The organism is Shewanella sp. GJ50-10, from assembly GCF_055808815.1.
The window spans coordinates 3,727,973-3,746,613 of the sequence record NZ_JBVVSS010000001.1 but is presented as its reverse complement, the minus strand read 5'-3'; the positions used below and the strand labels follow the sequence as shown (position 1 = coordinate 3,746,613).

Sequence of the window (18,641 nt, the reverse complement as noted above, 5' to 3'; positions counted from 1 at the left end):
AGACACTAAATATAAGGAGAATATGCAGTTAATATTGTGATTTTAATGGTCACTGCAGCACCTGATGTCGTAGCTAATATATTAATTAAAATAGAGAAACGCATTCCAATGAAAATACCTTTCAACTTCAAATTCACTTTAGTGATTGTCTCACTATTTTTTTGTGCTCAAAGTATAGCGGCTGAAGCACCAAAGCCGTGGCATTTTGACAGCAATATTTATCGTGAACTAATACAGAGCAGTGACGATGAAATGCTGTTAAATAAAAAAATACAATGGGATGAATGTTCGACAATGGCGCCAGCTACAGATCGAATGGCTTTAGGAGTGCAAAATAATCCTGATGATCCTGATTTTGTGCGTGAGATGATCTTAGATCTTTATCCTGTGGATAATGATAGTTTTTCTGATGTGATTAATCAGAAAATAATGGATTTGGCTTTTGAAATGGCTGATGTAGCAGACGGCGACAAAAGCAGTGATGATTCTGTTGTTACTCAAGCCGCTTGGGATTGGTGTATAGCTCAAGACCCACAAAACTTTGCAGATCTTTAACTTCATGTGGGCTAAGTAGCAATTGTCAGAGTCAGTCATTGAATTTAAAAAGCCAGCTTAATGCTGGCTTTTTTGTGGCAGAAGATTCTTTAAGACCACTATAGTTTTTCGTTGTTCTTTTAAATTTATAAGTATTGCTGTAGTAATAATTTGCTATAGCAGCTTGTAGAAAACAGTATTGAAAGGAAGGTGAAATGAGGTTTGATGGAATAAAAGTAACAGATAATAACAACACGCAGATTAGTGCTGTTGACCGGATGTTGACCATGCTTGTCAAGATACTTCCTTTGACTGTAATACTGACTCTACTATCGATATTGCTATTAATGATACCTACCCAATTTGCTGCAGAAGAGATAACTAACACATTACTGCCTCATGTCAGCCAAGGGACATTGCAACGCCTTGATGAAACAGCTATCGACTTTGCGTTGATAAAATCACGTCCCATTGATGTGTGGTTACCTGAAGATTACCCTGCTAACGCACCTTATGCCGTGGTGTATATGCATGACGGTAAAGTGTTATATGACGCTACTCAGTCATGGAATGGTACGGCATGGGAAGTGGATGAAACTGCAGCAGTTCTGAATAAAAGTGAGGACATAAAGCCATTTATTGTGGTGGGCATTCATAATGCGGAGCAGTCTCGCCATAGTGAATACTTTCCGCAAAAACCTTTTGAATCCTTAACTGCTGATACACAAACCAGTTTGTATCAAACCCAGCGTAATGAAACTGAAAAGCTATTAGCTCAAGCTGTGTATTCAGATAAGTATGCTGAGTTTATCGTTACTGAGCTAAAACCCTATATAGATACTCATTTCAAGGTCGCAACAGATAAGCAAAATACCTTCATTATGGGTTCAAGTATGGGAGGGTTAATCTCTTGGTATACGGCGTTAGAGTATCCACAAGTCTTTGGTGGTGCGGCGTGTTTATCGACCCATTGGCCAGGATCATTTGCTCAAGACAATAACCCTATCCCACAGGTATTTAACCAGTATTTAGCTAAGCAAATTGCCACTAAGCCTCAAGTGAAATTGTATTTTGATTATGGCGATCAAACCCTTGATGCTATGTATCCGCCGCTTCAAGCTGATGTGGATAAACTGTTTGAGGCTGCTGAGTATGATAAAGCGCTATGGCAAAGCCACTTTTTTAAAGGTAAAGCCCATAACGAGAGCGACTGGGCTGAAAGGTTAAGTATTCCAATGACATTTTTACTAAGCAAATAATCCAGTAATAACTTGTTAAAAAACAGGGCGTCAGTATTGCTACTGACGCCCTGTTTATATCTGCTTTTAATCGCAATTATCGAGCTCGATTAGGCTTGCGACCACCACTTGGTTTACCTTTGCCGCCTTTACCCGCTCCCTTAGCTTGACCTTTAGTTTGGCCTTTGCAGCCACCTTTTGCTTGGCCTTTATGTTTGGTGCTGCGGTTATGCTGCATAAAGTGTTCTGGGCCTTCAATCTTGCTGCGCTCAGAAGCTGTTTTTGGCTTAGGTTTAGGCTTTTTCTTTGGCGCTGACTTTTTATCTTCAGATGAAGAGTCTTTGATCATGTCAAACAACACATCTAATTCTTGTTTATCTAAGTCACGCCACTCACCAATAGGTAAACCTTTAAGGCTGACATTCATAATCTGTTGGCGTTCAAGCTTGGTTACTTCAAAGTTGAAGTATTCACACATTCGGCGAATTTGACGATTAAGTCCTTGGACTAAAACGATTTTAAATGCATAAGGCGATACTTGTTCAACCTTACACTTTTTAGTCACCACACCTAAAATCGGTACGCCTGCGCCCATGCCTTTGATGAAGTCATCGGTAATCGGTTTGTTCACTGTGACCACGTATTCTTTATCGTGGTTGTTGCCTGCACGGAGAATTTTATTGACCAAATCGCCGTTATTAGTCAGAAATATCAAACCTTGCGAGTCTTTATCTAAACGACCAATGGGAAAAATACGAGTGGAGTGATTAACAAAATCGACGATGTTATCGCGCTCGGTGCCTTCTGTGGTACTGACAATACCAACGGGTTTGTTGAGGGCGATAAATACTAAGTCTTCTGCGTCTCTTGGCTCAATATCTTGGCCATTCACTTTCACTTTATCGCCAAAGGAAACTTGGTCACCCACTTGCGCACGTTTACCATTGATAAATACATTGCCTTGCTCAATAAAACGGTCGGCATCACGGCGTGAACATATGCCACTTTCACTGATGTATTTATTAAGACGCATGGCTGAATCAGTCACTTTGGGTTTCCTTGAAAGCTAAAATTGTCGATAGTCGATAAGCGCGTAGTTTACCATAAGGCGCTGCACGCATTAATTGTTATTTTCTGTTTGATATAGACACTAAACCGATTGTTTATATGCTGCTAGCAGCCATTGTTTAACTTCGGCATTAACGTCGCCGACTTCTTTTAGCTGTATTCGATGGCTACACATGGCGCCGAAGGGGCCAGAACCTTCAAGGCAGCCTTGAATATCGGTATCTTTAAGCTTTAAACCAAGATCAATTCGACTTTTAGTGGCAGGTTTTATCAGGGCAAATTGCTTTTTGCGGATAATACTCACGCTGGCTTTTTTGGGCGTAATAACCACATCATCACCAAAATCTTTAACCGTTGAAATGAGTAAGTCATAAATGGGTGTGAGCAGGTCTTTGCCTTGATATTGCTGAGAAACTAAATCATCGGCTGATTCATCTTTTTGCTTTGATAAAGTGACAATGGTGTTGGCAAAACCATGGGTAACACCGTGATGCTCTTTTAGGTACTTAACAGCTTGGCCGTGTTTTTCGATGTTTTGCTCAGATAATATGACTAACCATTGTGCCAGTGACTTACCCGTTTTTTCAGGCATGTTATCAATCATTGTTTGAAGTGCTTTATCCATTTTGCTCTCCTTAAGCTAAACCCTGTTGTTGATATACAAAGATAGCTTCAAGCATAAACATATTGCCAGTAAATTTGTTGGTTAACTTACTCGATATCGATGTTTTATTGGCTTTGATTGTAAGGTGAGGGGGTGAAATAAATCTAATTTTTTTCATTACATGGTGCGTATCGAGTATGCTCAGATTGATATCAGTTAATGAGTCATTTGCTCAATAAATAATATGTGATTATTGTTAGCCAGACACATGATATGAGAATCAAGAATCTACCAGAATAATCAATTAAAGGAGTTAACTGATTAATGAGTGCAGCCCGAGATAATAACTTAATTTTACAGCCCATCACGTCGGCTGACTTATCGATACTATTTGAGTTTCAAAATGATCCGCTTGCCAATGATATGGCAGATTTTCCTGCGCGCAGGAAAGCCGATTTTATCGCCCATTGGCAACAAAATATTTTGGCCAGTGATACTGCAATAGCTGAAGGCATTTGGCTTAAAGATAGCGCAGGTACTTTGGAGTTAGTGGGCAGTATTGTTTGTTGGTCGATGACTGCTGAAAGCACTGATGCACCACTTCAGACAGAACATTACCTAGGTTATTGGATCGGGCGAGCTTACTGGGGCAAGGGCATTGCCACTCATGCCGTGTCACAATTTATGAGCCGCTGTCATAGACGACCATTATTGGCAAATGTAGTAGAGCACAACATAGGCTCAATAAAAGTGCTGAAAAATAATGGTTTTATGAATATTAATCCTGAGAAATTTAGCTTACCCACTGAAGCCAATATGCAGTTGTTTTGCCTAGACTAAGCGCTTGATGATTAGCTGAGGTATGCTTTTGTGTATATTGGCTGCGTGGTAAACTGTAGCGATATTATCATGGAGTATTTATGTCTGCCTCAGTGTTATCTTTTTCTTCTTTAGGTTTACATCCTACATTAACTCAGCGTTTAACTGATTTAGGCTACGAGCAGCCAACTGACATTCAAGCTGCCGCTATACCTTTACTGTTAGCGGGTGAAGATGTCATGGCTGGGGCGCAGACAGGCACAGGTAAAACGGCTGCATTTGCCTTGCCGATATTACAGGGCATATTGAATGCAAACGCTAGTGCCGTTTCGGATCAAAGTTCAGCTTCAGACTCCGTATTAGATAATCAAAAGCGAATTAAAGCGCTTATTTTAGTGCCCACTCGAGAGCTTGCTCAGCAAGTTCATCAGAGCGTTACTGATTATGCTAATGGTACTGACATAAAAGCAGTTGTGGTTTATGGCGGTGTGAGTATTAAAGCCCAAGTGAATGCGATTCAAGCGGACTGTGATATTTTGATCGCAACGCCCGGCAGGTTACTGGATCATTTGCGCAATCAAGTGATGTCACTAGCCTCATTGGAATACTTTGTATTAGATGAAGCCGATCGCATGTTAGATATGGGCTTTAAAGAAGAAATTGTTGAAGTATTAAAACGTTTGCCTAAACAGCGCCAAACTGCCTTGTTTTCTGCCACCTTAGATGACCAAATATTTAAGTTCAGCCAGCGTTTATTACACAGTCCAAAAATAGTCGAAACCGCTAAAAGAAACAGCACCGCTGCTAAAATTATTGAGAAGGTTTATAACCTCGATAGTGAGCGTAAATCTGCTTTACTCAGTCACGTTATTAACAAGGAATCTTGGTCTCAAGTGTTAGTGTTTAGCCGCACGAAACAAGGCGCTGATAAGATTTCCGAACAATTAAAATTGAGCAAGATTAACGCTGCTCCATTTCATGCCGACTTATCTCAGTTTGTGCGAGAGTCGACTTTAGCTGATTTTAAAACGGGTAAAGTAAGCGTGCTGGTGGCCACTGATGTGGCAGCACGTGGACTCGATATAGCGCAACTTGATGCAGTGATTAACTTTGAGCTGCCATTTAAAGCTGAAGATTATGTTCACCGTATTGGGCGTACTGGTAGAGCAGGTAAAGAAGGCATTGCGGTGACGTTATTGAGCCAAGATGATGAAGGTTTGCTAGTGGCGTTAGAGCGAAAGCTTGATAGACGCTTACCGCAGCAATGGTATTCAGGTTTTGAACCAGACTTAACTAAAGAGCCTGTGGCCATTCCTCGTAAAGCTAAAAAAGGCTCACTGAAACAACAAGCACGTCAAAAGGCATTAGCTGCATCAGCTAAAAAACGCAAATAGCTTCAGCTTTGATAGGGGAATCGCATTATTCCCCTTCACATTATTTCCTTTCTGCTTACTTCCTTTTAGCTTCGTTCTTTTTAAATCGCTTAGAAACGAACTTATTACATTAGTATCGTTAATTTCGTCCTGCGTCATACAGTTGTTTTATTTTTGTCATATCAGTTAAGTTCGTTTGTCATATTTAATTCTTACTCTGATCGAAAAATACAACAACGTTTGCAACTTTTGATCGCAAGGATATTTTATGAGCAAGGCTACATTTGATCCAACTCGTTTTAATAAAAGCAATAACACGCCATTTAACGAAGTATTAGATAAACATCTTTCAAGACGTAACTTTGTAAAAAGTGGTCTTGGGTTAAGTGCTATGACCGCATTCAGCGGTTTTGGTATTGCTGGTTGTAGTTCTGATAGCGACTCAACGCCTCCGCCAACGACAACACCTCCTACAACGCCTGAAGTACCGAATGTGAGTCAGGCAACACTAGGCTTTGAATCTATTCCTGGTTCTAAAACCGATGCGGTAACAGTCGCAGCTGGTTACTCTGCCTATGTGCTTGCGCCATGGGGCGAGCCGCTTAATGATAAAGCGAATGAATTTAAAGCAGATGGTTCAAATACAGCTGAAGATCAAGCTAACTCAATGGGGATGCATCATGATGGCATGCACTTTTTCCCATTAACTGAAGCGGGTGATGATGGCCTATTGTGTGTTAACCATGAATACATTGATCAAGCGGCATTGCACCCAATGGGACCAACAGTTGATACAGATGGTAACCGCACTGTACTTGATGAAATCCGTAAAGAAATCAATGCCCATGGTATTTCTGTTGTTCGTATTAAGCTTAACAACGGCATGTGGGAAACGGTTAAAAATGATGCGCATAACCGCCGCTTTACTGGTGCGACAGTGATGGATATTGCTGGCCCGCTTGCGTACAGCTCATACCTTGAAACACGTTATTCTCCAGATGGTAGCCAAGCCCGCGGCACACTTAATAACTGTGGTAATGGTTACACGCCTTGGGGCACTTACTTAACATGTGAAGAGAACTGGCCAGGTTACTTTGTTAATCGTGGTGAGTTGACTGAAGAACAACAGCGTATTGGTTTATCAACTTCAGGCACACGTTATGGCTGGGATCACCTTGCTGGTAATGATGATGAGCGTTTAGATGAATTTGCACGTTTTGATGTGACGCCTTCAGGTTCAAGTGCGGCAAATGATTACCGAAATGAAGCCAACGGTCATGGCTATATTGTTGAGATTGACCCATATAACTCGAATTCTCGCGCTGTAAAACGTACAGCACTTGGGCGTTTTCGCCATGAAGGTTGTACCTTTGGTAAATTAACTGCCGGTAAGCCAGTGGTATTTTATTCAGGTCATGACTCTCGTTTTGAGTATCTTTATAAGTATGAATCTACTGCTATGTGGGATGAAGCGGATGCTGATTCAACTAACCGCATCGCCACTGGTGATAAGTACATGAACGACGGCACTTTATATGTCGCCAAGTTCAGTGAAGACGGTGTAGGCGAGTGGCTGCCTCTGACACTAGACAGTGTCACCACTGATGGCAAAACCTTAGCCGACAGTTTTGATTCGGTTGCTGCAATTATTTTGAATACGGCAGGCGCGGCTGATTTAGTTGGCGCAACTCCGATGGATCGCCCGGAGTGGGCAAGTGTTGATCCATTTACCGGCACGGTTTACTTAACGCTGACCAATAACACTAAACGCGTTGATAGCACTAACCCTGCTAACCCACGTTTAAATAACAGCTTTGGCCATATTATTCGTTGGGACGAGGGTAGTAATGCTACTGAGTTCACTTGGGATATTTTCGTATTTGGCTCGCCAGCTGATGGCGATGAAGACACTAACCGTTCAGGCTTAACTGACCTTAACCAATTTGCTAGCCCAGATGGATTGGCCTTTGATAAGCGCGGTATTTTATGGGTGCAAACTGATAATGGTGCTGATGAAGTTGAGGAGTACACTAACGATCAAATGCTCGCGATCGTGCCTTCACCTATGACAGATGACAATGGTCAGCAGCAAGTGGTTAGTGCTGATAACCAAGCTGAGTTAAAGCGCTTCTTTGTTGGTCCTAATGGCTGTGAAGTCACTGGCTTTGCTATTACGCCTGATTACACCACGGTATTTGCTAATATCCAACATCCAGGTAATTGGCCGTATTCAGCAGTTGCTACTGAAGAAACACCAGCTGGCATGACTGTACGAGCTCGCGCTGCTACTGTGGTTATCCGTAAAGATGACGGCGCTGAAGTAGGTGTTTAACCGCCTGACATTGCACTGAAATTGAACTTAGATTGAACTGATATGCTTGGACAAACATTGTTGAGCTGATTTAAACAGTGAGTTTCAATAGTGAGCTTTCGCAGCAAGGTTCAACAGTAAGCCCAAGCAGTGAGGTTTACAACAAACCCTGATAGAGTCATCTATCAGGGTTTGTTTTTTTAGGCTTATCAATAAAGGATTATTATGTTCAACGGAATCCATCATGTGGCGATCATTTGTAATGACTATTCAGTGTCGAAACGGTTTTATACTGAAGTGTTAGGCTTTAAGGTGATTGCAGAAAATTACCGTGCAGCAAGAGACTCCTATAAGCTTGATTTACAGTTGCCTGATGGTAGTCAAATTGAACTGTTTTCTATTCCTAATTCGCCTAAACGACCCAGCTACCCTGAAGCGCAAGGGTTACGTCACCTTGCTTTCAAGGTTGATGATATTGACGTGACAGTGACCCATCTAGGCCGCCAAAATATTAAGGTTGAGCCGGTAAGAGTGGATGAATACACGGGCAAAAAGTTTACTTTTTTTAGCGACCCAGACGATTTGCCATTAGAAATTTATGAGACTGACAGTTAACTTAATTTGCTCAAAAGCAGCTGTAATTGCGCCACTTGTTTCTCGGTTAATTGCTTTGTGGTGCTCTCGCTAAAATTTTGACTTGTTACCGATGCGTCCTGATAGACCTCTTTTCCTGCCATTGTTAATTTGACTAAGCTGACTCTCGCATCTCTGCTGTTCTTTTCTTTATCGATTAAATGAATCTTCTCCATTGGCAGTAATAAGCGAGTGATCCCTGAAGCGGTGAGGTTGGTGGCTTCGGCCAGTTCAACACGGCTCATCACTTGATTAGGTGATTGTGCCAATTGCTCGAGTACTTGAAACTCAGTAAAGCTAATGCCATGGACGCTCAAGGCACGATCTATTTTCTTGTTAAAGCGGCCAAAGGCACTTGAAAGAGCCATTAATGCTGATAGTGATTCTGACATGAAATCCTCATATTTTTGTGTGGTCAATACTTGAGCTATCAAGTATTGATCAACTTATTTAAGACTTCAAGAAATTTGTTTTTATTTTTTAAAGTTTGATAAATGTGCATATTATTTAATAAGTTCCTTTGTGCGACAGAAACTGACGCAGCTTGAGTGTATGCTAGGACCAGTTGACCTTTGCTGCAAAAACAAACTTAAAAGGTCAACAGGCCCTAATTATTCAAGAAATGGTGATGGTTAATGCAAACGAATATTCAGCGTCAGTTAGCAATGCTTGAACAAATCCCCAGACATCCACGAAAGATCACTGCAAATGTGCTGACTAAGCGATTACAAGACAGGGATTTTGATGTCGGTTTACGTACTGTGCAGCGTGAGCTGAAATCAATGTGTGATATGGGGCTTTTTGGCCTAGAGCTTGATGACCGATGTAAACCCTTTGGTTGGTCTATTTCTGCATGCTGGCGTGGTCTTAATTTAACCTTGATGGATCAGCACATGGCGTTAGCCTTTCATACCCTTAAACATAGCGCAGCACAGTTATTACCTCCACAAAGCGTTAAGCAACTAACACCTTATTTTGAACGAGCAGATCAAGTACTTGCAAGCGATCCTGATAACCCATGGCTGTATTGGGCTTGTCGGGTGGCGCAGTTACCTGAACCTTCACCATTAATTTACTCAGAGCAAGATTCAGCCGCATTTAAACTAGTGCAATATGCTTTGCTGCATAAGCGTCAGATTGCTTGTCAATTGCAAAAAGTGATTAAAGGCCAATGCTATTGGGTTGAATATAGCCCTATTAATCCAGAGGGAATTACCATTTCAGAAGGGGTGGCGCTTTTAGCGTTTACTGTCGGTAGCGTGCATACCAAACGTTATGTGCAGTCCATTGATTTACTAAATGATATTCGTGTGCTTGATACTCCTGCTGTCACCAGAGATGATTTTGATATCAATTTAAGCGGTGCAGAAACTCAATCAAACATTATTGATATCGAGCTATTAGTATCGGCGTCAGCTAGCTTTATTTTGCGTAAAGCTAAGTTAAGTGAAAATCAAACTATTCAATTACTTAAAGATGGGCGCTACCAAGTTAAAGCAACGGTGAACGACAGTAAAAGGCTGAGAGCTTTTTTGTGGGAGATGGCAGATAACATCGAAGTGGCAGCACCTGAAAAGTTAAGAGCACATTTTACTCGCCTGATTGCAAAAATGAGTACGCAATATCAAAGTAGCCATGTTGATTCAAATGACGTTCATTCAAACGATATTGATTCAAATGACATTGATTCAAACGACATAGATTCAAACGACATAGATTCAAACGCTACGTCAGGGGTTGTCGCTATCGCAGGATAAGTTACAGGGGTCGATTAAAGGAGAGTGCCCCATGTACGATTTAATTCCAAACACCAGTAAAGCGCCGTGTATTACCGTATTTGGTGTCGGAGGTTGCGGCTGTAATACGATTAACCAACTCAGTCAGTCAGCATTAAATGACAATATCAAACTGATTGCAGTGAATACGGATGCCCAGTCGCTGGCTATTTCACAGTGTGACACCCAACTCCAAATAGGCACTGAAACCACCAAAGGGTTAGGCGCAGGTGCAGACCCTGAAAAAGGTTTTGAGGCAGCCCAAGAGTCCGAGCAACAAATTAAACAAATCATTGAATTCGCAGATGTGATTTTTATAACGGGTGGTATGGGCGGCGGCACGGGCACAGGAGCCATTCCATTTATTGCATCGATTGCCGCACAATTAAACAAACCGTTAGTGGCAGTAGTGACAACCCCTTTCGAGTTTGAAGGTCATCAAAGAAATCTACTCGCCCAAGCTGGCGTCGAAAAGTTAATGCTGCAAGCAAGCTCTGTCATTGTGCTGCCTAATGATAAGTTGGCTAAAACACTGGATAAGAAAATCACGCTTGTGAATGCATTTTTTGAAAGTAATCGTATTTTACAAGACGTATTGCAAGGATTAACCACGACAATAAGCCAATCAGGTTTAATCAATATCGACCTTAATGATTTTATTGCCGTGGTGAGTCACCAAGGTCGGGCTGCTATGGGAGTGGCAAGGCAAACTGAAGGGCAAGATTTAACCCATACCATCAATAGTGCGCTTAACAATCCTTTGCTAGAAGAAGTGGACTTTAGTCTCGCTAAAGGTGCGATTGTCAGTGTCATGGCAACAGAAGATATTGAGTTAAGCCAATACAATGCAATAGGCGAGATATTGCAGCAACAATTAGATCCAAGCGCCATGGTGATTATCGGGTTAACGATACTGCCTGAATTAGCGTGCGAACTTGAGTTAATGATTATCGCAACAGGGATTCGCTGTGATTCTACTGAAGAAAGCAAAACAGCTAAAAAAGGTCGCTCAACTGAAGAAGGCTCAACAAAGGCTGTAATCAAGAACTCAGGCTCAAGTGCTAATACCTTAGTTAACCCAAACAATAGCGGGATTGCTCCCAATGCAAGCAATGATCGCTTTGATACTTCAGAGCTATTTTGCTTACAGGATTTTTTAGTAGAGAAATCCCAAAAGGAAGAACAAAAGCAAATTGCTGACTTAGATCTGGATTCTCCAACTTGTATCAGATGGGGAGCTAAGGTGATTGGCTGACCAAGTCTGAGCGACTACAGCTTATTCAACAAAGTCGTATTGTGTAGTGTATTGAAAAGTCTATAAATGGTAGCTGAAAATATATCTTTAATATTAGTTAATTAGCGTAAAAGATAACAAGCTTGTATATTAGCGCCTCTCAAATTAACTGCGACATAAGCCAAAGCTTATAGGATCGCATTTTAAGACTATTTTAATCTTGGTTAAGTAGTCTCATCCATCCTCAAAATTGAGGGGGTATTTACAGGAGCCAATAAGCCAGCATGCAAGCCTCAGCCGTTCTCAATACACTCAAAAAAGTTGACCAAAGTAAAACCTTCCAAGGGTTTGTTATCTTTGTGATTATCGTATCAGCATTGTCGATCGGTGCGCATACCTATCAACTACCACCGCTGCTTGAAAACAGCCTATATGTATTGGATATCGCTATTACGGCGTTTTTCTTGATTGAGTTAATTATTCGCTTTATGGCGAGCGATAATACCAAATCATTTTTCTCCAAAGGCTGGAATATCTTCGACACCATTATTGTGATTGGCAGCTTAATTCCATTAGGCGGATCGACGATTCTATTGGCGCGATTACTACGAATATTCCGCGTGCTCAGATTGGTGTCTATGGTGCCTGAGCTGCGAATGCTGATTAATGCTTTGCTTAAAGCAATCCCTAGAATGGGTTATATTGCGCTGTTAATGTTCGTGATTTTCTATATTTATGGCGCCATCGGCAGCATGTTTTTTGCCAATGTGAATGACTTCTTATGGGGCGATGTGTCGATTGCCATGTTGACCTTATTCCGTATCTCTACGTTCGAGTCGTGGACGTCAATCATGTACGAAACCATGGAAGTGTATCCATTAAGCTGGCTGTATTATTTAAGCTTTATCTTCTTAACCACCTTTGTTTTCCTCAATATGATGGTTGGTGCCGTGCTAGATGTGATGGGTGAAGAAACCAAAATCATGCGTGAAGAGCAGGGTGAAAAAGAAGCTGAGTCTGTAGCTGAAAATAGTGCCGAAGTGGCGACTGCAGATGATATTAAACAGCTTAATGCTAAGATAGACAGGTTGACTGAGTTGTTGGCTAAGAAAAGCTAACCGTGATTTAGAAATAAAAAAGGCTTCCAATTAGAAGCCTTTTATTTTTATATTTTAATTTATGGATTAACTGTGAAACGATTTACTGTAATAACTTCGTCTTTAATTGCCGCTGAATTACGCAGGAAAAAATTACCAACTAATAACCCATTCATGTATTTTCGAACTTTATAATCACCATATTCGTTAACTAATTCTTCGAAGCTACTATAGCTTTCGGATTCACCAGTTGGACAAGGGTAATTACCAGAGTTATCACAAATAAACTTTCCTGCATAACTGCCTGACATATGGTAGTCAAAACGAAAATTCACTTTTTTACCTGCTTCGTCAGTTGTTTGAAGATAAATATTCACCCAACCATTTTCAAAACCCGTTACATCAATATCAAAAGAGTGTTCTTTTAAAGTTGTGCTACCAGTGGTTTTTGCAAAAACATATGCGTTACCATCTTTTTTTACCGTAGCTTTTACAGCTCCAGAGTCATTGTTGGTTTCTACGATATCTAAATTACTTAGATTTTCTTCGTTCACAACTCCAGTGATTGGTTCAATAGGGTATAAATCAACTGTTTCTACTGTGTAATCAAGAACTGTAAATTTAAACTCTTCTGTATTGTCATCTGCTACCCTTACGATGAAGTTGGTATGGGTTTTTAATCCATCAATTCTGGACTCTAAAGTATAATCGCCATAGGCAGATATAAAGCTAGCGGTTGCTCCTTCACCTTCGAATCTGTCTTGTTCTTTATAGCTACCTCCAATTTTTTTCTTAACGATAACCTCGCCATTTGGATAGAGAACTGCATTTAATGATTCACCATTATTATCAAGTAAATAGATATTCATATACATAGCAGCTTGATCAAGTGTTGTTTCTATTTTGAAACTAAAATCATACTGGTTTAGTGTGAACTCCTCTGGAGAAATCTTAATGCTCGGATATATCCAAGGCTCAGCTTTTCCTCTAGCAGGTACAGCTGTAAAAGTTCCAGATCCTGTTTCTGAATCGTAGGAATCTAATTCCGCACCATCAACTTGGTTTGGCAAGATAACCGCATTTTCAGGCACTGGCGAGATTACAATTGGCTTACCAAAATCTGGTTCTTTAATAATGATATCGCCGGTGTTTGGATCAAGTTTTAGTTCTCCATATTCATAATGCTTGCGTGGCAAAAAGTCGATCCAAGATTTAGCTTGCATCTGGTTACGCGCTGTAAACAAAATATCGGCGTCTTGTTTAATATATCTATAAGCATTAATTAAGATAGTTTCGTTATCACTGTTTTCGCTGCCAGTAATACCAAAATGAAATTCATCAGAAGTAGTTACGGTTGTATCTTCAAAAAGTATGTCATCACTGTGGGCTTTAAAAGTAATGTAACTATAACTTTCGTTATCGAGTTCAATAGTTATTTCGGTTTCATCTCTACCTACTTTCTTACCTTGTAATGGGGTTTCAACAGTGTAGTAAGAATAAGCTTCATCATGGCTGCCTTCTAAAGAACCTACAAAGTCGACATGAATTTCTGCATCGCCAATGACGTCAAATTCAAACTCGAAATTGGTAATATCTTCAATTGTTTCAGTATATTTAATTCCACTTTGGTCTGTTACGGTAATCTCATAATCATTGGTTCTTATAAAGTGAGGTTTACCTTCTGAATCATTAATTTTACAAACTGGGTGATCAATACCTGGAAGTTCAACATCATCTTGAGGCACTGGAATATTTACAGGTAAGCAACCAGAACTAAGAGCATTCATTTCTGAGACATTCTTCAAAGCAGTACTAACTTCAATAGTACGCATTTCTGGGCTTGGCTCAGGAGTCGGTTCTGGCGAACTACTATCATCATCTGAACTACAACCTGCAAGAAATAATGCAGAAATGACTGATAACGCTAATACTGATTTTTTCATGTTTCTCTCTCTCAATGACAAAACTATAACGGTACTTGGTACGAATTGTGCGTAGGTTATTCGTATTAAATACGCAATGCAAGTCTTTTTTCGTATTTAATACCTAATATTGCTTTTATGTGAGATTAGTGCACAATGATTAGCAGTTGAAAGGGCACTTAATTAAAGAGTTAAAAGCAATGGCGAAGATTTCTAAAGAAGAGAAAGAAGCTAACTTTAAGAAGTATAACCAAATTATTTTGGATATCTTTTTTGAAAGTGGCTGGCATTGTGTGACTTATGACAACATTGCCAAAGTAGCAGGGGTGCGTAAAAGTACCTTACAAGGCTATTACGAATCGAATAAAGAGTTTGCCCATGCATTAAGAGGGAAAGTATTTCCAATCTTTGCTGAGCAATTAGATTTTAGTTCAAAAGAGACATTAACTGAGAGCTGGCATAAAGCGCTTTCGGTTAAGCACTTTCGCTATATTTTGAATATGTTAGTGGCGAATTCAACTCTGCCGGAACCATCGGATATGACGGTAAATGGCATGACCAACTTAATCAAAATGGTCGATGGACATTTCCCTGGTGAAGGGCGAGAGGTCGTAGAAACTTTGCTAGGTAAAACAATACTGACTTTGCTTGATATTTAGAATGGGTTCTCAGGTAAGGATTGTCATTTAAAAGTAGTCATTTAAAGAGAGTCAGTTAAAAAAATCCAGTTAAAGAGCGTCAGAAATATAGTGATTTATTCAGCTGCCTACGGGCAGCTTTTTTATGTTTATAAGAAAATTTAACTACATTTCGTTTATTCGAATATGCTAATTTTTGATTGTTTGCTAGTTTAGTCTTTTAGTTGATGCTTTGTGGCAACAAGGATGTGACTTTTCACGATAACTTGCCGTCCCTCTTTCAAGGAAGCGCTATAACATGCCCGAATATGATATTACTGACGAGCGAGAACCCAAGTTAAAACGCCAATCTTTTTTGAAAGGCTTACTGGCTGTTATGCCGCTCACTATTGCAGTGATCCCTTGGGGGATTTTAGCGGGTTCACTTGCGTTAGAAATTGGCTTAACTGCGAGCCAAAGCCAAGCGATGTCGGCGATAATTTTTGCGGGTAGTGCGCAATTAGTGGCACTAGGTATGATTAAAGCGGGTGTGGGCTTAGGCAGTATTTTAATTACCACGCTATTAATTACCTCAAGGCATTTGCTCTACGCCATGGCGATGAGATCTCAAATTAGCCCTTTGCCACTAAAATGGCGTCTCGGGTTAGGCTTTTTACTCACTGATGAATTATTCGCTATATCTAATCACAGTCAGCACACTGCTAAAGCCAATAATGACAGTGCCGAACTGCAAAATAATCAGAGTGATAAACCGCCTGATGACACTTCCCATTCACCAAAGCAGCCATTGTCATCATCAAAATCGCCATCATCGCCATTAGCAAGACATAAGTTTGATCGCTGGTACGCCCTTGGTGGGGGGTTAACGTTTTATATTGGTTGGAATATTGCCACCCTTTTAGGGATTATCGCTGGTCAATCGATTGATAACCTTGATGAGCTGGGGTTAGATTTTGCCATTGCGGCCACGTTTATTGCGTTGGTTGTTCCGACAGTTAAAAAACCATCGATACTTATTTGTGTGTTGGTGTCATTAACCCTAGCTGTGGTGTGCGCTGTTTTTGATATTCAAGCTGGGTTATTAATTGCGTCATTGTCGGGGATGTTTGCTGGGGTGACTTATGCAAAGCTCACCGGTGAACATAAACGTTCAGAGCCCGTTAAGTCAGTTGATGCCGATTCTGCAGGAGAACAGTCATGATTTGGATCATTATATTATCGATGGCTGCGTTGGTCTTCATCAGCCGTTATTTACTGTTAGAGCCTAAACTGCCACTAAAACTCAGCGATAAAACCCTGACGTTTTTAAGCTATTCGGCGCCAGCAGTATTAACCGCTATTTTGGCGCCAATTGTATTTGCTCCCGAAGGTCATTTAGATATTAGCTTTAACAATAGCTATTTAGTCTGCGGTGTTGTGGCGACCCTATTAGCGTACTTTACCCGTAATACCCTATTGACCACTGTGCTCAGCATCGGGTTGTTTTTCATCATTTTTTAATACAGAACTGCTTGAACTTATTGGGCTTCATAAAGCGCGGCTAACTCCTAATGAATTTATTTTGTTTCAGATAGCGCGGCTAACATATAAACCAGCGGTGCGTTCCAATTAATCGCCACTTCGTTACTGGCATAGCTACAGCCGTGATCAATATAAGACAAGGCTGCATGGGGCGATGGGTAAATACCGCCTTGTTTTTTACAGTCGCCCGCATCTTGCTGACCTGGTTGTGGACCGCCAGCTAAAAAACCTGGAATTGGTGCTTTAATGCCATCAGCCATCGAGGCGCGATGATGAACATTCATTGGCGACATAAGCCCTACACCTGTCACAAAAGAAATCCCTAGCGGGTTGCGACCAAAAATGTAATCGACAATGGCCTCTGCGTGTTTGGTATATAAACTTTCTTGTTGTTCTGTGGTGGATAATAGCTGACTAACTCGAACTAAAGTCACAGCTTTATTAAGCATGTTGGAGTTACTGCCCCAAACAAAGTCTTGCTCACTAATCGCTAGGCCATAAGCTGAATTTTCGCCCACCTTTATCCAACTATCTGTCAGCTGTAATAATTGTGACTGGGCTTGCAGCTTTAATTTTTTGGGTGACTTGTCAGTGGTTGCTATGGTGATTAAGGCTAAGGTTTCGACTTTATCCCATTCAGGAATTCGCAGTTGTTTGGGTAACTCAATTGCATTGAGGTACTCATCTTCGCCAGTTGCTGCAAATAACTCAGTAGCAGCCCATAACCATTCATCTTTTAAATCGTCCCCAGCTGTCGCGTAAGCACCTGTGTGAATATCAGCGGGTTGTTGATAATGAATGTCGGGGTTTTTAATCGCCCATTGCCATGCATATTTGGCCGCGCGAAGTAATTGCTGGCTGTAGCTGGTGTTATCAAATGAGGTTACTGGCAAGTTCGCATCATACTGAGCCAATATTTGGCTAGCTTTAGCCATAGTTGCTGCAAAACCCAGAGTGGCTGCGGTAGATTTAGCGATGACATAACGGGGCTGGTCCATCATGTGCGGCATTTCATCTTCGCCAGTAAAACGTTTGGTGGTGAGCTTATGGTACAAACCGCCATCAGCGGGATCTTGCATAGTGAGCATCCAATCCATATTCCACAGGATTTCATCAAGGGTGTCGGGCAAGTTATTGTTTGATTCTGGAATATTAAGCTTGAGGCTTGATAGCGCATCAGCTTGTTCTGCCAATGCGCTTAATAAGGTATAAACCGTGATATTAGAATTAACGATATATTTATTATAATCGCCGGCATCGTACCAGCCTTTTGGCGATGAAATCACTGTGCCTTCGGGTATAGTTTTTGAAGCTGCAGATTGATGAACATAAACAATGGTATCTGGGTGCGCCGCAGGGCGGGCATATATACCTGCATATTCTTGTTGGATAACAGCGCCGCTGCGATTATAAAAGTAAGCACGCATGACCGTTTTTAATGGCTGATTATAACGAGATTCAGAGATTGAAAAAGGATGGGAAACCTTAAGGGAGTCAACTTTTAGCTGGTATTCACCCGCTTGAGTAAAATCATCAAATCGAGCGAGTTTTACGGTTTCTGCTGAAGGTGACCACGCTTTAGCGGCGCTTAGCTTACCTTGATAAACCGTTTTACCTGATATTTGTTCAATGAGACTAAAACTCTCAGACTCAGTATTACTAACCACGGCCGTTTTTGCTGCACTCACTCCAAACCCAAGTTGATTAAAACGAATATCCTGTTCATCGGCAACACTGCTATGACTGACCAGTGCAGTGATACTCATACATGCCAACAAGCTTGCTGAGCGTTTAAAAGGTGATATCCACTGCTTGGTCTTATTGGTGGTGAGGTTATTCATTTTCAGTCCTTGTTGAAAATCGGCTAAGCCATT

At 40.9% G+C, this 18,641-nt stretch carries 17 protein-coding genes; 12 read left to right on the top strand and 5 right to left on the bottom strand.

Going from position 1 to position 18,641, the window contains the following annotated elements:
- The first annotated feature begins 45 nt into the window (after nucleotides 1-45).
- Together AC0L4E_RS15785 and AC0L4E_RS15780 are read left to right on the top strand one after the other, a co-directional pair.
- On the top strand, nucleotides 46-555 hold the full coding sequence (locus AC0L4E_RS15785; RefSeq protein ID WP_473680008.1) for a hypothetical protein: 510 nt from the start codon (nucleotides 46-48) through the stop codon (nucleotides 553-555).
- Nucleotides 556-749: 194 nt separating this feature from the next.
- On the top strand, nucleotides 750-1,793 hold the full coding sequence (locus tag AC0L4E_RS15780; protein ID WP_473680006.1) for an alpha/beta hydrolase: 1,044 nt from the start codon (nucleotides 750-752) through the stop codon (nucleotides 1,791-1,793).
- Between the two features lie 76 nt (nucleotides 1,794-1,869).
- Here AC0L4E_RS15780 and rluF read toward each other — a convergent pair whose 3' ends face one another.
- Both rluF and AC0L4E_RS15770 read right to left on the bottom strand, forming a co-directional pair.
- Complete coding sequence (gene rluF / locus AC0L4E_RS15775; protein WP_473680004.1) at nucleotides 1,870-2,820, bottom strand: 23S rRNA pseudouridine(2604) synthase RluF; 951 nt, start codon at nucleotides 2,818-2,820, stop codon at nucleotides 1,870-1,872.
- A gap of 102 nt (nucleotides 2,821-2,922) precedes the next feature.
- The gene (locus tag AC0L4E_RS15770) at nucleotides 2,923-3,465 is read right to left on the bottom strand and encodes a DUF4287 domain-containing protein (RefSeq protein WP_473680002.1); all 543 of its coding nucleotides are present in this window, start codon (nucleotides 3,463-3,465) and stop codon (nucleotides 2,923-2,925) included.
- Nucleotides 3,466-3,768: 303 nt separating this feature from the next.
- Between AC0L4E_RS15770 and AC0L4E_RS15765 the strand changes: the two genes are divergently transcribed.
- The 4 genes from AC0L4E_RS15765 (at nucleotide 3,769) to gloA2 (ending at nucleotide 8,562) form a co-directional block, all read left to right on the top strand.
- On the top strand, nucleotides 3,769-4,284 hold the full coding sequence (locus AC0L4E_RS15765) for a GNAT family N-acetyltransferase (RefSeq protein ID WP_473680000.1): 516 nt from the start codon (nucleotides 3,769-3,771) through the stop codon (nucleotides 4,282-4,284).
- An 80-nt stretch (nucleotides 4,285-4,364) separates the two neighbouring features.
- Nucleotides 4,365-5,657, top strand: a complete 1,293-nt coding sequence (locus AC0L4E_RS15760; RefSeq protein ID WP_473679998.1) for a DEAD/DEAH box helicase — start codon at nucleotides 4,365-4,367, stop codon at nucleotides 5,655-5,657.
- A 247-nt stretch (nucleotides 5,658-5,904) separates the two neighbouring features.
- A complete protein-coding gene (locus AC0L4E_RS15755) occupies nucleotides 5,905-7,968 on the top strand; it encodes a PhoX family protein (protein ID WP_473679996.1) in 2,064 nt (687 codons plus the stop codon).
- A 204-nt stretch (nucleotides 7,969-8,172) separates the two neighbouring features.
- On the top strand, nucleotides 8,173-8,562 hold the full coding sequence (gene gloA2, locus AC0L4E_RS15750) for an SMU1112c/YaeR family gloxylase I-like metalloprotein (RefSeq protein WP_473679994.1): 390 nt from the start codon (nucleotides 8,173-8,175) through the stop codon (nucleotides 8,560-8,562).
- On the opposite strand, the gene AC0L4E_RS15745 is transcribed toward gloA2, so the two are convergent.
- Nucleotides 8,559-8,972: a MarR family winged helix-turn-helix transcriptional regulator gene (locus tag AC0L4E_RS15745; RefSeq protein ID WP_473679992.1), complete on the bottom strand. Its 414-nt coding sequence runs from the start codon at nucleotides 8,970-8,972 to the stop codon at nucleotides 8,559-8,561. The genes gloA2 and AC0L4E_RS15745 overlap by 4 nt on opposite strands.
- Before the next feature lie 243 nt (nucleotides 8,973-9,215).
- Here AC0L4E_RS15745 and AC0L4E_RS15740 point away from each other — a divergent pair, with 243 nt between their 5' ends.
- From AC0L4E_RS15740 to AC0L4E_RS15730, 3 genes are all read left to right on the top strand, one after another.
- Nucleotides 9,216-10,337, top strand: a complete 1,122-nt coding sequence (locus AC0L4E_RS15740) for a helix-turn-helix transcriptional regulator (RefSeq protein ID WP_473679990.1) — start codon at nucleotides 9,216-9,218, stop codon at nucleotides 10,335-10,337.
- Between the two features lie 31 nt (nucleotides 10,338-10,368).
- Complete coding sequence (gene ftsZ / locus AC0L4E_RS15735) at nucleotides 10,369-11,610, top strand: cell division protein FtsZ (protein ID WP_473679988.1); 1,242 nt, start codon at nucleotides 10,369-10,371, stop codon at nucleotides 11,608-11,610.
- A gap of 263 nt (nucleotides 11,611-11,873) precedes the next feature.
- Complete coding sequence (locus tag AC0L4E_RS15730; protein ID WP_473679986.1) at nucleotides 11,874-12,707, top strand: ion transporter; 834 nt, start codon at nucleotides 11,874-11,876, stop codon at nucleotides 12,705-12,707.
- A gap of 59 nt (nucleotides 12,708-12,766) precedes the next feature.
- On the opposite strand, the gene AC0L4E_RS15725 is transcribed toward AC0L4E_RS15730, so the two are convergent.
- Nucleotides 12,767-14,629, bottom strand: a complete 1,863-nt coding sequence (locus AC0L4E_RS15725; RefSeq protein WP_473679984.1) for a hypothetical protein — start codon at nucleotides 14,627-14,629, stop codon at nucleotides 12,767-12,769.
- 179 nt (nucleotides 14,630-14,808) lie between these two features.
- Between AC0L4E_RS15725 and AC0L4E_RS15720 the strand changes: the two genes are divergently transcribed.
- The 3 genes from AC0L4E_RS15720 (at nucleotide 14,809) to AC0L4E_RS15710 (ending at nucleotide 16,746) form a co-directional block, all read left to right on the top strand.
- Nucleotides 14,809-15,267 (top strand): hypothetical protein, encoded by a 459-nt coding sequence (locus tag AC0L4E_RS15720; protein WP_473679982.1) that lies wholly within the window; start codon nucleotides 14,809-14,811, stop codon nucleotides 15,265-15,267.
- A 277-nt stretch (nucleotides 15,268-15,544) separates the two neighbouring features.
- Entirely contained in the window at nucleotides 15,545-16,447 is a 903-nt protein-coding gene (locus AC0L4E_RS15715; protein ID WP_473679980.1) for an AzlC family ABC transporter permease, read from the top strand.
- Complete coding sequence (locus AC0L4E_RS15710) at nucleotides 16,444-16,746, top strand: AzlD domain-containing protein (RefSeq protein ID WP_220752946.1); 303 nt, start codon at nucleotides 16,444-16,446, stop codon at nucleotides 16,744-16,746. The genes AC0L4E_RS15715 and AC0L4E_RS15710 overlap by 4 nt, the downstream gene beginning before the upstream one ends.
- Nucleotides 16,747-16,802: 56 nt before the next feature.
- Here the strand turns inward: AC0L4E_RS15710 and AC0L4E_RS15705 are convergent, their stop codons facing one another.
- The gene (locus AC0L4E_RS15705) at nucleotides 16,803-18,608 is read right to left on the bottom strand and encodes a glycoside hydrolase family 9 protein (RefSeq protein WP_473679978.1); all 1,806 of its coding nucleotides are present in this window, start codon (nucleotides 18,606-18,608) and stop codon (nucleotides 16,803-16,805) included.
- Nucleotides 18,609-18,641: the final 33 nt, after the last annotated feature.

Excerpts from the sequence above, each read along its gene's own strand:
- AC0L4E_RS15730 (WP_473679986.1), top strand. The coding sequence starts at position 11,874 with ATGCAAGCCTCAGCCGTTCTCAATACACTCAAAAAAGTTGACCAAAGT.
- AC0L4E_RS15765 (WP_473680000.1), top strand. The coding sequence starts at position 3,769 with ATGAGTGCAGCCCGAGATAATAACTTAATTTTACAGCCCATCACGTCG.
- AC0L4E_RS15720 (WP_473679982.1), top strand. The coding sequence starts at position 14,809 with ATGGCGAAGATTTCTAAAGAAGAGAAAGAAGCTAACTTTAAGAAGTAT.
- AC0L4E_RS15715 (WP_473679980.1), top strand. The coding sequence starts at position 15,545 with ATGCCCGAATATGATATTACTGACGAGCGAGAACCCAAGTTAAAACGC.
- AC0L4E_RS15770 (WP_473680002.1), bottom strand. The coding sequence starts at position 3,465 with ATGGATAAAGCACTTCAAACAATGATTGATAACATGCCTGAAAAAACG.
- AC0L4E_RS15740 (WP_473679990.1), top strand. The coding sequence starts at position 9,216 with ATGCAAACGAATATTCAGCGTCAGTTAGCAATGCTTGAACAAATCCCC.
- AC0L4E_RS15705 (WP_473679978.1), bottom strand. The coding sequence starts at position 18,608 with ATGAATAACCTCACCACCAATAAGACCAAGCAGTGGATATCACCTTTT.
- AC0L4E_RS15755 (WP_473679996.1), top strand. The coding sequence starts at position 5,905 with ATGAGCAAGGCTACATTTGATCCAACTCGTTTTAATAAAAGCAATAAC.
- ftsZ (WP_473679988.1), top strand. The coding sequence starts at position 10,369 with ATGTACGATTTAATTCCAAACACCAGTAAAGCGCCGTGTATTACCGTA.
- AC0L4E_RS15780 (WP_473680006.1), top strand. The coding sequence starts at position 750 with ATGAGGTTTGATGGAATAAAAGTAACAGATAATAACAACACGCAGATT.
- AC0L4E_RS15725 (WP_473679984.1), bottom strand. The coding sequence starts at position 14,629 with ATGAAAAAATCAGTATTAGCGTTATCAGTCATTTCTGCATTATTTCTT.
- AC0L4E_RS15785 (WP_473680008.1), top strand. The coding sequence starts at position 46 with ATGGTCACTGCAGCACCTGATGTCGTAGCTAATATATTAATTAAAATA.
- AC0L4E_RS15710 (WP_220752946.1), top strand. The coding sequence starts at position 16,444 with ATGATTTGGATCATTATATTATCGATGGCTGCGTTGGTCTTCATCAGC.
- AC0L4E_RS15760 (WP_473679998.1), top strand. The coding sequence starts at position 4,365 with ATGTCTGCCTCAGTGTTATCTTTTTCTTCTTTAGGTTTACATCCTACA.
- gloA2 (WP_473679994.1), top strand. The coding sequence starts at position 8,173 with ATGTTCAACGGAATCCATCATGTGGCGATCATTTGTAATGACTATTCA.
- AC0L4E_RS15745 (WP_473679992.1), bottom strand. The coding sequence starts at position 8,972 with ATGTCAGAATCACTATCAGCATTAATGGCTCTTTCAAGTGCCTTTGGC.